This is a genomic window from Bacillus sp. FSL P4-0334, from assembly GCF_038004825.1.
Taxonomy (GTDB): Bacteria; Bacillota; Bacilli; order Bacillales; family Bacillaceae; genus Bacillus; species Bacillus velezensis.
This window is the reverse complement of the sequence record NZ_JBBORX010000001.1, coordinates 1,770,604-1,783,993: the sequence shown is the minus strand read 5'-3', so window position 1 is coordinate 1,783,993 and position 13,390 is coordinate 1,770,604. Positions and strand designations below refer to the sequence as shown.

Here is a 13,390-nt window from a genome sequence, read left to right as displayed (position 1 = left end):
TCCTGTATATGATCATTTATTTGTTATCATCCTCAGATGCAAAGCCGCTGAACTCCGGGCAGACGGCGCTGACCGTCCCGATCACCCGCTTCAGAATGTCCTGATAAAGCTGATGGACAAACGGCAGGTCGGTCCGGTCCGTCTCATGAATCTGCCGAATGTCGCCGGCTGTAACGATCCGGTATCCGCTGAAATGATAGAAAATCAGCGGACTTCCGTCTTCGAGCACAAGACGCCCGTCCTTCCATGAAAACGTGTGGCGGCCGTAATTCCAATGGCCGATATTCACGCCGGGCGTGGTGATGTCACACACATTCGGGAACAGGCCGGACATGTAATCCAAGTAGCCTTGATCTCCGAATTTTCCTTCGCCCGGCGCATTTTTGCATTCTTCCAGGCAGCGTTCTTTCCACCATCTGAGACAATCTGTGCCGGCACTGTCGGTTTTGAAGCTGAGAAAACCGGAATTATACCGGCCTAAAAGACGCTGCAGCATGTCGATTTCCTGTTTTTCAAATGAGGGAATGACGATATCGCCCCGTGACAGAAGCACCGAACAATCCGGCTGATTGTCAAAAATCGCGCGCGGATCAGCGAAGAAAAACAAATCGGCATCAATGTACGTGACACGCTCTAATTCCGGATGTCCGTCCAGCACGAATTCGAGAAATACCGGCTTCACCGTCCAGCAGTATTCGCTCTGATCCCTCGTCCGCTTCAGTTCAAGGAGCTCCTCATTTTCCAGTGCGGACATCTGAATCAAGGTGACATTATCCTGCCGCATTGCCTGAAGCACGTCATAGGTGTCTTGGTCCATACACAAAGTAAAAATGGGGGCGTCCGCCTGAACCGCTTTCAATGAGCCGAACAAAGCGATAGCCTGATACAGCCTTCCTTTTGATAAAACTGTGCAATATGCGCTTGTCACGTCTTTCTCTCACCTCTGTTTCTGTTACTTTTGAAAAAAGGCTTTATACCATTCGATCGTTTTTTCCAATCCTTCATCAATGGTATGCGCGGGTGTCCAATTCAGAAGCTTCCTCGCCTTTTCCGCCGATAAATATTGGTGCTTGATTTCATGGCTTCCCTGGTTGAGCACTTTCGGCTTGAGGTCACTGTCCATGGCCTTAAGAATTTTTTCTACAAGCTCCAGCACCGTCAGCTGAATCTCATTGCTGAAGTTGAACGCTTCTCCCGCAAGATTGAGCTCCTCCATCTTTTCCGCCAGCAAAAGGTATGCCTCGACCGCATCCTCGATGTAAAAATAATCACGGATAAATGTGCCGTCGCTGCGGATTTCCGGCGCTTCACCGTTCAGCACGAGCTGAATCGTCTGCGGAATAATCCGGTTGAAGTTCAAATCTCCGCCGCCGTACAAGTTGCCGCAGCGCGTAATACAGACCGGAAGTCCGTACGTATTAAAATATGTGTGGCTTAATAAATCGGCACAGCTTTTTGATACGTCATACGGATGTTTGCCTTGAAGAGGCATGTTTTCATCGTACGGCAGTGTCGGCTGGTCGCCGTACGCTTTATCACTGGACGCGACGATCACCCGCTTGATGAGCGGATGCCTGCGGCACGCTTCAAGGATGTTCCATGTGCCGAGAATATTGGCTTCAAATGTGGAAATCGGATTACGGTTTGCGACGCCTACGATCGCCTGAGCGGCTAAATGAAAGACCGTGTCAATTTCATATTCGCCCAGCGCCCGCTCAATCACATCCAGATCTTCAAGCGCGCCCTGCACGATATTCATTTGCTTCACTTGTTCTCCCTGATACAGGTTCGACTTGGGCACAGTGTCACGGACAAGTCCCGTCACATTGGCCCCCTGATCGATCAGTTCCTTCACCAAGCAGCTTCCTAAAAGACCTGTACATCCCGTCACAAACACATTTTTATTTTTCCAGAAACTCAAACTTGATCACCATACCTTCCATACATGTTGTCCCCGGTCCCACATCTTGTTGATTTCCAGCAGGTTTTTATACGTATCGATCGCCGTCCAGAAACCGTAATGCCGGTATACCGCCAATTCGCCGTCTTTCGCCAGCTCCTTCAGCGGTTCTTCTTCAAACATGACATCCCTGTCTTTCGGCAGATAATCAAATACCTTCGGGCTGAGCACGAAAAATCCGCCGTTGATGATGCCGTCACTTGAGGTTTTTTCAGAAAAGCTTTTCGCCATACCGTCTTCAACCGTCAGCGTTCCGAATTGCGAGGTCTTTTCTATACCGGTGACGGTCACCGCAGCCCCTTTTGATTGATGATAGCTGATCAGATGAAACAGGTTGATGTTGGCCAGTCCGTCCCCGTACGTCATAAGAAAGGTTTCATCACCGATGATGTCCTTCGCCTGTAAAAGCCGCCCCGCTGTCTGCGTGTGTTCCCCCGTGTCTAAAAAAGTGATTTTCCACGGCTCGGATTTTCCCAATATCCGCACTTCTCCGGTAGAGCTGTCCAGCGTCATGCTGTGATTCTTCCAGTCATAATCTAAGAAATATTCCTTAATCATCTCTCCTTTGAAACCAAGAAGCAGGATAAATTCGTTCACGCCATAGTATTGATAGAGTTTCATAATATGCCATAGAATCGGTTTGCCGCCTATCATGGCGAGCGGTTTGGGACGTTCATTGGTGATTTCGCTCATTCTCGTTCCTTTTCCGCCGCAGAGAATGACTGCTTTCATCTCTACCCCTCTTCTCTGTGAATATTGGATTCGAAACCGCCCGTATAAGAGAAACCAACCCGATAATTTGTCCGATTCTCTATCACCGGTTTCAAAATCTACTGTAAGATATGAGAGATTGGCGCCCTTTGTGACCAAAAGCTCTCTCTTTTTTCAGATTGGTGAAGATACACACAAAAAAAGAGCCTTACGGAAATTCCGTAAGGCTCTTTCTATTATTTATTATCCTGATTCAGCTTTTCTTTGCCGTAATGATATTTAGACGGATCAACCGGCGTAAAGTCGCTCAATTTGTGGAATCTGAGCAAGTCTTTGTACATCACGCTGTCAGACAGCTTCAGCTGCTCTGTGACTCTGGCTTTCAGGTTTTTCGTTTCCTGATTGCCTTTCAGTTCTTTTCCTGTCTTCGTATCGTATACGACATTGGAGATGGAAGTATATTTCGGCGTGACGTAATCTCCGTTACGGAACGTCACCGTATCATCATGGTCTTTCGAGAAGAGATCGGTGCCGAAATTAATATATTTCTTAGAATCGATGCCTTCCAAGTGAAGGATCGTCGGCACAACGTCCATTTCACCGCCGTACGTATGGTTCACCCCGCCTTTTTTGCCGGGGATGCGAAGCATAAGCGGCACACGCTGATTCTGCGCGTTTTGATAAGGCGTAATTTCTTTGCCGAGAATTTCTTTCATCGCGCGGTTATGGTTTTCAGAGATTCCGTAGTGGTCTCCGTAAAGCATAATCACCGAGTTGTCATATAAACCGGATGACTTCAGGTCTTTAAAGAACTGTTCAAGCGCCTCGTCGAGATAACGCGCCGTCTGGAAATAGTCATCCACAGTCGCGTCGCCCGTTTTCGCTTTTTCGATCGTTGCGTCTTTTTCATCAAGCGTAAACGGATAATGGTTCGTCAGCGTGAGCAAATGCGCGTAGAACGGCTGTTTCAGCGATTGAAGCTTCGGAATGGATTCTTTGAAGAATGGTTTATCCTTCAGTCCCATATTGACAAGGTTGTCATCAGACATATCGTATGTGCTGGCGTCAAAGAATTTATCGTAGCCGATATGTTTGTAAATCTGGTCACGGTTCCAGAATGATTTGTAGTCACCGTGTAAAACGGCGCTTGTATAGCCCTCACTTTGGTCAAGGATGGCAGGAAGCGATTGATACGTGTTTTCCCCTTTTGTCACGAAGGCTGATCCTTCAGGCAGTCCGAACAGGCTGTTATCCATCATCAGCTCGGCGTCAGATGTTTTACCTTGGCCCGTTTGGTGGAAAAAGTTATCAAAGTACGTCATGTCCTCTCCGCCGCGGGCGAGTTTATTCAGGAACGGCGTGACTTCTTTTCCGTCAAGTTTGTAGTTGATCAAAAACGATTGGAAGCTCTCCAGGTGAATCTTAATGATGTTTTTGCCTTTGGCCTTGCCGAAATACTCGGCGTTCGGCTTCGCATAATGCGACGATGTGTAGTTTTCAACGCTCGTCAGGTCATCGCTGCTGGCATATGCCCGCTGTGATTCCGTCTGCGCCGTCTGTACGCCGTCATAAATCGTGTAATTATAAAGGCCTAAGTATTTTACAATGTAATTGCGGTCAAACGTTCTTGTCAGCAGCTCCGGGCGGTCCTCTTCGGCAATCGCCAGGTTCACGAAGAACAAAACAATACCCGTCACGATAATTAATGACGTATACCGTTTTTTCAGCTTGAATTCCTTCAGCTCACGTCTCCACACCAGAAGCGCGATTAAAATAATAATATCAACAAAGTATAAAATATCATGGCCGGACATAATGCTGAAGATGCCGTCTCCCATATTTCCCACATTACCGGATTGCTTTAAGTTCGGGAATGTCAAGAAATCATCGAAGAATCGATAGAATAGGATATTTGCATACAAAATAAACGTCATGATGAAATCAATAATCACCATGATAATCGCTGATTTGCGGCCTTTCGCAAACAATGCCAGTCCTAAAAAGAAAATGGCGCTTGAGAACGGATTGATCACAAGCAGAAACTGCTGCGTCGGACCCTTCACCCCAAGGTTGAATTCAGCATGATAGGCTAAATACGTTTTGGCCCAAAACAAAATAATAGCCAGTACAAAAAAACTAAGTCTGTAAGAAAATAATTTCTTCATGGCAACCTCTACTTTCCTAAACACTTTAAATCTGTATTCTTACTTTTTGCTTCAATTCCTGCTTTCCGAGCAAAACGAAAGCATCACACAGCCCCATAAACACACCATTTAAAAAAACGATATATTTATCATTCGTGTCATGCCCATTGAACATCTTATCCCGCCAGCCATTAGACGCAGGATATCCGTTCTTCGTTTCACATTTTTTTCTGGCATTAAAAGGTACCGTATCAGACCGGGTCTGAAAATAGGAGATACCAAATATAAGAATAACACAAACTTCTAAAAACGAAAAATGAATATCAAAGGCAGCCGCCCAACAGGCGGGCTGAAGTTATTGTATGCAAAGGGGTTGAAAAACTTGAAGGTTTTTTTGGCTGATGTAAAAAAGGACTGGAGTCATCCAGTCCTTTACCTGTCAAATTATCGCTTAGACCCTAAAGATATACAAAAATGCTTTCTTCACGTTTACCTTTTGTTTTTTATAATCCAACCATGCAGCAGAGCTGGCATTTGTGACTGCTTTAACTGTTCTCCAACACTGGTCCTTAACGCGTCTTGCAAATTTCTGTTTCTCATTAGCGAAAAAAATTTTGAACTGGTTTCATCAAACCCACCAATAAAGGAATTACCTACATGAAATGACACCCCATGTTGTTCTTTGGTCACAACATGCAGGAGCTGTTTAAATTCTTCCATTGTTAAAGAAGCACGATATTGATCTTTTAAATAGGCTTCTTCCTCACGAGATTGCGCTGTGTTAAGGCCCTCTCCCAAACTGTTCCTGTCCAAGTCTACAATATAGATACATGATTGATCTGATAATAGATGGATGAGTGTATTTACAATAGCAATAGGATTCTTAAAGAGTCCAAAACATAGATGTATGAATATAATGTCTTGCTTCTTAGACACATATTGCATAATATTTTCTGCATTTGAACATATAAAAGATGCATTAATACCGAGTTTTTTTGCTGAAGAAATTGCTTGGGCAGAGGAATCAATACCTGTCAGTTCGATCTTTTGAAAACGACTGTTCAAATATTGAATTACTTGCCCCTGTCCACAACCAATATCTAATACAGAATACGGCTCTCTATTAAATTTACTGGAGTAAAACGACAGAAATGTTTCAATTGAAATACTTCTAATGGATGAGGTTTCCCTCTCATCATACCGAAAGCTCACTTTACTTTTCTCAGGATGAGAAAACCATGTTTGTGCTTGAATTCTGTTGGCTTCTGACTCTCTGACAATTGTTTCAATTTCCATATAACTGTGACACCTCCAAAGAGTTTACCACTCTGCTTGAGACATTGTCGGCGAAGATGGATTTATTTTCTTTTTGCTGACAGGATGAAAATACTGGATAGTTAAATTATGCACAATATGGAATGCAGCTGCTGATAAAAAATCAAATTGTGCAGCTATTACAGCTATTACAGTAAATACAGTCATATAGGGGGCTGACTTTACACCACCAAGGGGCATATGGAGCAGCAAGAATCCTATCGAGCTAATACACGTACACAATAAGACAGAATCAAAGAAGTATAGTTTAAATAGAAAAGGAATACAAATTCTCCATATTAATTCCTCTGAAACTGCGCATAAAGGCAGGAAAATCAATGTATCAAGTTTATTTACTTTTCTTTTAACAAATACAACGGATTTGTTTTTCCCCTTCCAGATAACATAAGGAAAAAAGAAACCTAGGGCACTAAATAATAAAACACCGTACGCATTATTGCTATGTATTAAAAAAAAGTTATCATCTAATAAGAAGATGCTGCAACACATAATTCCACCAAAAACGGTAATAATATCATAACTGCGCTGCGGTGTTATATGACGAGTCAGTTTATATTCCTTAGTTCTATGCTTGATTTGATACATAACTGTTAGCTTTGAAACATAGGGACCCATCAAATGAATCAGGATCCCTATAAAGATGCATGCCCTTAACTCCATCATGTTCCTGCAACTAAAGTATATATAGGGGCATCGTCTACTCCATTATGGCCACCAATAAGATCCATGAGCTCATCATCTATAAACCCTCCGTATGGACGGCTCTGGATACATTGGGCTGTGGCCAATAAAATCATATTCTGCATCAGATGACCCGCTTCAATAAATATAAATCGATATGAACGATGGCCATATTTAAACCTTGACCTCCAAAAGCTAGCCGATATGATTACAGCGAAAGAAAAGTCCTTTACAGCTTCTTCTTGTAACATTATTCTTCCGAAATCCTCTTCAGAGTACTCACCTAGATGAACTAGGCCCTTACGATAAGGATCAAAGTGATATAGACCTTTTTCCAAAGAATCCACCTTGTTGCTAACAACGTACAGATCCAACGGATAAAGAGCTCCGCCAGAAGGAATAGGGCGTCTAGGACCTTCAGGGCGCTCTATTAATCCATAACTACCCTGCAGAATGGTAGAAAGCTGTGCTAATGTTGTACTACCACCGTTAAACTGTTCGATACTTCTCCTATTTTGAATAACTTCATCTAATGATACACTTGTCCTCAATGGGGAAGGTAATGTAATCAATGGCAAGTCATCAAATCGTTTACCTGCATGAGTAGCGATCTTCTGTAATGTTGCAGATCTCATTAGGCCTGCTACTCCTGGCGCGTCCCACGCCATAGAGCTTCGATAAACTTTCGAAGCCTCAAACCAGTTCTCAGAAGGATCATCAAATCTTAGTTTTTCATTGCCATAGACTACATCAACCAAATTAGTGGCATGCCTTTCAATCTCTTTCATTTCGTTAACCCCTTTCACCTTAGTATTTATGGGAATGGATGAGGTACTGGATTAAGTGTTTCGATTGTAAACGGGTCTGGTACTAACCCTAAATCGTAAGAATGTCGTAATATACGTTCTCCACCCAACATTCTTCCCCTGTAAAGGACATCTATAGGTTTAAACCCTGGAATGATGGACTTTACTACATAAGCTCCGGCATCTTTTATATCAGGACTTGTTAAATCAAATGTAGCCACTTTGAAACCTTTTTCATATAGGTGATCATTTAGACTATTCCAAAGTACATCAGGAGAACTATCATCGAATGACTTAAATTGGTTAACATCAACTAAAGTGCTGTTACTTGTAAGGAAATCAGCTTCCTTGACGATATCGGTTCCTGCGTAAAGCTTGATATGGTCCTCAAAACTATTGATATCCCTATTAAAATCCGCATTCACTAATGCGTTACCTAAACGTTGTTCCGTTTTGACCCAAGTTCTTGTATACATACCTTCAATTGCTGCCTTTTCACAAGCCCTTTCTATTGAATAGGAGGAGGCGGCTCCAATTGCAAAAGGGGCTAAATTCGTATGAGGATTTCTGACAACTGCTAGCACAGAAGGAATACCTGAAAATACAGTCATATCAACTAAGTGTAGCCGCAATGATGTTGGTTTAATATATCTTTCATAAAAGCGTTTTAATCTCGGAGAAGAATTCACATCAATCTGGGGCAAGCTCAGCTTGTTATACCAGGTAAGCATAAAAGCATCCCGTTCAATCGTTTCAAATAAACCTGAAATTGCTGCTTCTACAAAGGTAATTCCGCAAGCAAGACCATTACTTGTAGCATGACCTATATTAGTGTCCCCAGGCCATTCCGTATGATTGGCGATATGGATTAGTTGCCCTGGGGTCCATACCTCCTCATTTGTTTTAGCATATGTCCCTTTTCTCCACCACAGCTTAGTATTTTCATTCCAAACTTCATGAGGAAATATAGGATCTTTGAATTGAGTTGGAGCGTACAATTCCCAATCTTTATATCCAATGAAACGCTTATTCTCCTTCTCTAATTCCTTTTGTGATCCAAAACATACAACATCAGAATCAAATGGAAGATAAGCTGCACTATATCTTTCCACCGTTTCCCCAATAGCAGCTAGTCTTGCCGCAGCCGCATTATCCGATCCGCCTCCATTATAAGAATTAGAGGGGACTCCGAATAAAATTTTACTGTCTGTCCCATGAGCACCGTACGAGTGTCCCCAAACGTCATCTACATCACGTAATTTCCGATACTCTCTTCTCACTATACCTACATATGGATCAGCAAGACTATCAAGGACTTTCCATGAATCTTCTAATGTCGTCCATTTACTCACCATAATTATTTGGCCACCTCGCCGTGATACCATACTTGAGGAAACCCTGTGTCAGCGGCAGGAGAACACTTTTGGCATCTCGGTACTCTATATACACGATGGTTATCAACTGAAACTCCCCTGTCATCCAAATTGACAGTTATAAAACCACCTGGAACGGCGCTTGGTGCATAGTCTCTTAGTGTAATCCACTCTGTGACAAGATTATTCGCTATTCCTGCCTGTACCAAATGAACTGGCTGATTATATACCGGTTGTTTCGCAGCGTTGACTGGCTTGACCTTCATCAATTCTGAACGAAATACCTCATCTGAAAAGTTTGCTGATTTACGTAGGTTATAACAATGGAGACATGCAGACTTGTGCGGGATGAAAAATGGACCAACCCAAGCTGTCTGACCATCGTATGGAATAACACACAACCAAGGGACATGATCTTCTAATGACTGATCATTTACTTGTTCTAACAGCGGGTCCAAATGTGAAGCTGCTACAGCAATACGTATCGAAGGCTTCCCATTATCCGGTTTTTCTTTCCAATCTATGTTTAATCCTGTTTCCTGCAAGCTATTAGTTAGGTTTATTGCTAGGTTATTTTCCCCATGTGCTACAACTTCCACTATGCTTGTCTTTAATCTATGTAAGATCTGGTTGACTTCCACTTGCCCCCCTGCCCTCTCATATGCCAAAAAAGCAGTCATGTCAAAATTAGAAGTAGATTGTATACACAATCCGTTCGTCACCAGGAAATCGAAGACGTTTCTTAACTGATCTTTCTCTAGGTTGAACCTTTGGTGCAGTTCTTCAATTGAGACTCCATTCTCACATACAAGATATTCTGAAATTGCCTCAAAGAATTCAACGATTCCTTCTCCATCAACTTTTGTAATGGATTGTGCTTTAAAGCTTAACAGGCTTCCTTCCAATTCTCCCAAAGTAATATGAGGAGATAATTTGAACCTTACAACCGTTTGAATAGATTGAGTTTGTTGAGACATCTGTATTCCTCCTTAATTAATTTGTTTATTTTCAAATAATTGAGCTGCATTTGGCGGATGCCCAATTATCTGTTCCAGAATATTAGTAGTTGGTTCTAGTCGGTCATCGGAAGACAGTATCTGATATTCTACCAACCATTCTATTAGATCCAGTGGCATGTTATTTTGCATCAGCATCCTAATCGCTTCCTCTTTATTTTTACATTGTAAATCTATCTGCATTTCCAAATCTTGTTCAAATATATCTTTGAGTCTTTCCATACTAATAACTTCCGCTCCGGTTAGGTCAAAGGCTTTCCCTGCGCGAACATTTACATCTTTTTTTGAGATTAAGCATGCAGATGCAACATCTTGAGTGGAAATCCAATTTACGCCTACCGGAGAAAAAGCAGTGAGCAGTATTCCTGTGGCTGCTGCCCATCCTCTGTACAACTCGATTCCGATATCCAAAGGGGATGTTCTGTATAAAATACTTTTTTTATATTTTTGTAGTAACTCTGTTTCCACGTAACCCAATTCATCATTCAAATTATATCTCCGGTTTGAAAGTATGATTGTTTCAGCATCCAAGTCAAAAGAGTTGATGAAAGAATCACTTTCGTACTTTATTGATCCGCCTAAATCTACAATCTGCAGCGGATAATCATGGAGCTCAGCCGCCTTATCCTCCAATATTTGTTTCAGGGGTTCCCTAACTCCCATGTAGTGAATTTTCACGTCCAATACCTCCTAGTCAATAATCTCACTCGATCAATCTCATGATTTGTCATCAGAAAGATAAGCAAAAAAGTTAATATAACCAATTAATACTTAATATAGAAATTATAAATTTGATAATCACCGTAAATAAATGTCTTAACAAAAGATGGTTGAACCATAAAAGTTAGGACAGTGCAGCAGCAAATAGAAAACAGCATACAAGATTAAGTTAGTTAGGATCAGAAGTTAAATACCTTTCTTAAAAGTAAACAAAGGATGGTGTCTTGAGAAAACAAATAAGTTAATAACGTATTACTTCCTCCTACTTTAGATCGCCAGGGGCGGCCTGGTTCATCTCTCTGTGCGACAAAATAATACAGGGAGTTACGAATTCACAAATATCATTAAATCAATTATTGATTTTGTAATACTATCTGAAGAAGCTTCTGAAGAATGCTGAGGTAATACAAAGAAGAGTAAATCTTTCGTAGGTGACACCAGAATCATTACAATACCAATGGGGTACAAGAAACCCTTAGTAAATTAAGCTTTATTCTAAGCAGTCGGGCAGTCACCCCTTTTGTCCAACAGACAAAGCTCAAGCTTCCTTGAAGTTTGACATTTCCTGTTAAGAATCCACCCAAAGCCCCGATCAGCCTATGCGATTCGCCTGAATTAGCTTAGCTTTAACTTCAAACAACGTTTCCTTTTTCCTAACAAGTTGGGTTATTCCGCTTAAAAAATAGTATTTATTCCCATAACCCTATTAAAACACATACATTCCCTCTGATCAAATACAAAATTCAGAATTATTAATTTCATTTTTAACTAAATTTAGAGTGATTCAGCTTCTTAAACCAAATTGCTCATTATAAATTCATTATCTATATCACAAAAAATTACATATTTGGGTTGACAATACTGTCCATATAAATCACAATATGGTACATATCGGTAAATTCTTTGTCGATAAATTTTATGGAGGAGGTAACAATTATGACTCAAATTAAAGTGCCAACTGCTCTTATTGCAAGTGTACACGGAGAAGGTCAACATTTATTCGAGCCAATGGCTGCACGCTGTACCTGTACCACAATCATCTCTAGTTCATCTACGTTTTAACCTCTAAGACAAATAGACCAATAAGATGATTCTTATTGGTCTATGCTTCTTTATATTAAATTTAAATTAATTCTACTGAATGTAATGAAGTCCCCTCTTCTTGCAGTATACGGTATGTTGTTTTATCCATTTTGCCTCCTGTAATTTTAACGTTTGCAATATCACAAGATTCAAACCGAATATTAATTAGATTGCAGTTCGTAAAGGATACTTTCTTTAGATAGCAGTTCTTGAAGAACGTATGCAGGATGGAGGTATCTGTAAAATTGACTTTTGGGAGGTGACAACCGGTATAAAGCATATACTCAAGTTTACATGTGTCATAATTTGACTGGCTGAGATCACTTTTTTTAAATGTCGATTCTATGATGGCGGAGTCTTTACATGAGAAATTCTTGAAGTAGCAGTTTTTGAAGACAGAGTGTTCGACATCGATATTCTGAAGAGTTGCACTTTTAAAGTCACTGAGATAGTACTCGGCATTTACCGGCTCAAAATCCTCCGTTTTTTGCAAATTCTTATTTATAAACGTCTTTTTTTTGAGTTTTAATACATTGGATTTATCTATATTCAGGTCACTGGTATCGACCGCCAAGCTTTTGGATTCTATTTCGCGTATAAGCAACTTCTCAATATCCAGCTTTGTCATACCCTCTGCTTCCAGGCTAATACTTCTATCATGAAGCTTAGTTAAAAGCTCCGTTTTTTTTCTGCTCAGTAACGAATTTCTTTCGTACTTTTTAAATAGAGCCTCGACATACAGTTTTAGTTTTTCACTTATCATTTCCCGCTCTCCTTTTAGTCCCAGCTGCGTTTTAATGACCCATTCTTCAGCGGTCTAGTTTCTTGCCATTTTAATGTAATGCCGGTATCCAATTAGAGAAACTATAAATCCCAGTATTGTATAGCTCAGTACAACAAGGGTTACCCATATTAGACTTTCTCCTCCCGATATCGTCGAGACCGATTGAATTAACCCTTGATGCGCCCAGTACTGCGGAAAGAGCATTCCAATAGTTTGAAGATAGCTTGGTAATTGATCATAAGGGGTCCATAAACCACATACAACAGCGGTACCTAATGCAATCACATTTGTCATGACCAAACCGGTATTTTCAGTCTTTGCAAAGACTGAAATGGCAACTCCCCAGGATGTAACCAGTAAAGATATCAACACAACAACCCACAGATACGCCGGAAAATTATTAATTTCAATATCATACAGAAATATTCCTAAAACAGAAAGGAGAAGAATTTGCATAAAAGTTATGACTAAAAAAGGGATACTTTTTCCTAAGAAGAAGTTATAAGGCTTTAAAGGGGTACTTGCCAGTCTTGATACAATTCCTTTTTCCCGATCCTTTACAAAACTTATAACGATGGAGACAATAATGAATGTAGAAAAGAATACGCTCATACCGGTTACAGATTGTGAAGCTACTAAAGTTTTGTTTGTACTGTCTGTCGTAAATAGCTCAATCAGCAATATGATGGACACAATAGGTAATATAATCGTCCAAAAAAACAGAGACTTATCCTTTAACTGTTTTAGCGTTTCAATTTGAGCGAGCGGTAACATGAT

Annotated in this window: 13 protein-coding genes; 1 reads left to right on the top strand and 12 read right to left on the bottom strand. The window is 41.0% G+C overall.

The window, feature by feature from the left end:
* Positions 1–16: 16 nt before the first annotated feature.
* From NSQ37_RS09195 to NSQ37_RS09150, 10 genes are all read right to left on the bottom strand, one after another.
* A complete protein-coding gene (locus NSQ37_RS09195) occupies positions 17–928 on the bottom strand; it encodes a putative nucleotide-diphospho-sugar transferase (protein ID WP_012117043.1) in 912 nt (303 codons plus the stop codon).
* A 24-nt stretch (positions 929–952) separates the two neighbouring features.
* Positions 953–1,921 (bottom strand): GDP-mannose 4,6-dehydratase, encoded by a 969-nt coding sequence (locus tag NSQ37_RS09190; RefSeq protein ID WP_012117042.1) that lies wholly within the window; start codon positions 1,919–1,921, stop codon positions 953–955.
* A 6-nt stretch (positions 1,922–1,927) separates the two neighbouring features.
* The gene (locus NSQ37_RS09185; RefSeq protein ID WP_015239357.1) at positions 1,928–2,692 is read right to left on the bottom strand and encodes a glucose-1-phosphate cytidylyltransferase; all 765 of its coding nucleotides are present in this window, start codon (positions 2,690–2,692) and stop codon (positions 1,928–1,930) included.
* Positions 2,693–2,907: 215 nt separating this feature from the next.
* A complete protein-coding gene (locus tag NSQ37_RS09180; RefSeq protein WP_003155677.1) occupies positions 2,908–4,836 on the bottom strand; it encodes an LTA synthase family protein in 1,929 nt (642 codons plus the stop codon).
* Positions 4,837–5,304: 468 nt separating this feature from the next.
* On the bottom strand, positions 5,305–6,111 hold the full coding sequence (locus NSQ37_RS09175; RefSeq protein ID WP_032867535.1) for a class I SAM-dependent methyltransferase: 807 nt from the start codon (positions 6,109–6,111) through the stop codon (positions 5,305–5,307).
* Positions 6,112–6,135: 24 nt separating this feature from the next.
* A complete protein-coding gene (locus NSQ37_RS09170; protein ID WP_237611948.1) occupies positions 6,136–6,810 on the bottom strand; it encodes a CPBP family glutamic-type intramembrane protease in 675 nt (224 codons plus the stop codon).
* Positions 6,810–7,619 carry a SagB/ThcOx family dehydrogenase gene (locus NSQ37_RS09165; protein WP_012117038.1) on the bottom strand — a complete coding sequence of 270 codons (810 nt, stop codon included), beginning with the start codon at positions 7,617–7,619 and terminating at the stop codon, positions 6,810–6,812. Before NSQ37_RS09165 ends, NSQ37_RS09170 begins: the two co-directional genes overlap by 1 nt.
* 26 nt (positions 7,620–7,645) lie before the next feature.
* Positions 7,646–8,992 (bottom strand): YcaO-like family protein, encoded by a 1,347-nt coding sequence (locus tag NSQ37_RS09160; protein ID WP_015239353.1) that lies wholly within the window; start codon positions 8,990–8,992, stop codon positions 7,646–7,648.
* Between the two features lie 2 nt (positions 8,993–8,994).
* Positions 8,995–9,987, bottom strand: a complete 993-nt coding sequence (locus NSQ37_RS09155; RefSeq protein ID WP_032867539.1) for a TOMM precursor leader peptide-binding protein — start codon at positions 9,985–9,987, stop codon at positions 8,995–8,997.
* Between the two features lie 12 nt (positions 9,988–9,999).
* Positions 10,000–10,704, bottom strand: a complete 705-nt coding sequence (locus tag NSQ37_RS09150) for a hypothetical protein (protein ID WP_012117035.1) — start codon at positions 10,702–10,704, stop codon at positions 10,000–10,002.
* A 978-nt stretch (positions 10,705–11,682) separates the two neighbouring features.
* Between NSQ37_RS09150 and pznA the strand changes: the two genes are divergently transcribed.
* Positions 11,683–11,808 carry a TOMM peptide plantazolicin gene (pznA, locus tag NSQ37_RS09145; RefSeq protein ID WP_157662605.1) on the top strand — a complete coding sequence of 42 codons (126 nt, stop codon included), beginning with the start codon at positions 11,683–11,685 and terminating at the stop codon, positions 11,806–11,808.
* Between the two features lie 61 nt (positions 11,809–11,869).
* Here pznA and NSQ37_RS09140 read toward each other — a convergent pair whose 3' ends face one another.
* Positions 11,870–12,592, bottom strand: coding sequence for a pentapeptide repeat-containing protein (locus NSQ37_RS09140; RefSeq protein ID WP_032867541.1), 723 nt, complete (start codon positions 12,590–12,592; stop codon positions 11,870–11,872).
* Positions 12,593–12,646: 54 nt separating this feature from the next.
* A complete protein-coding gene (locus NSQ37_RS09135) occupies positions 12,647–13,387 on the bottom strand; it encodes an ABC transporter permease (RefSeq protein ID WP_341123598.1) in 741 nt (246 codons plus the stop codon).
* Positions 13,388–13,390 lie beyond the last annotated feature (3 nt).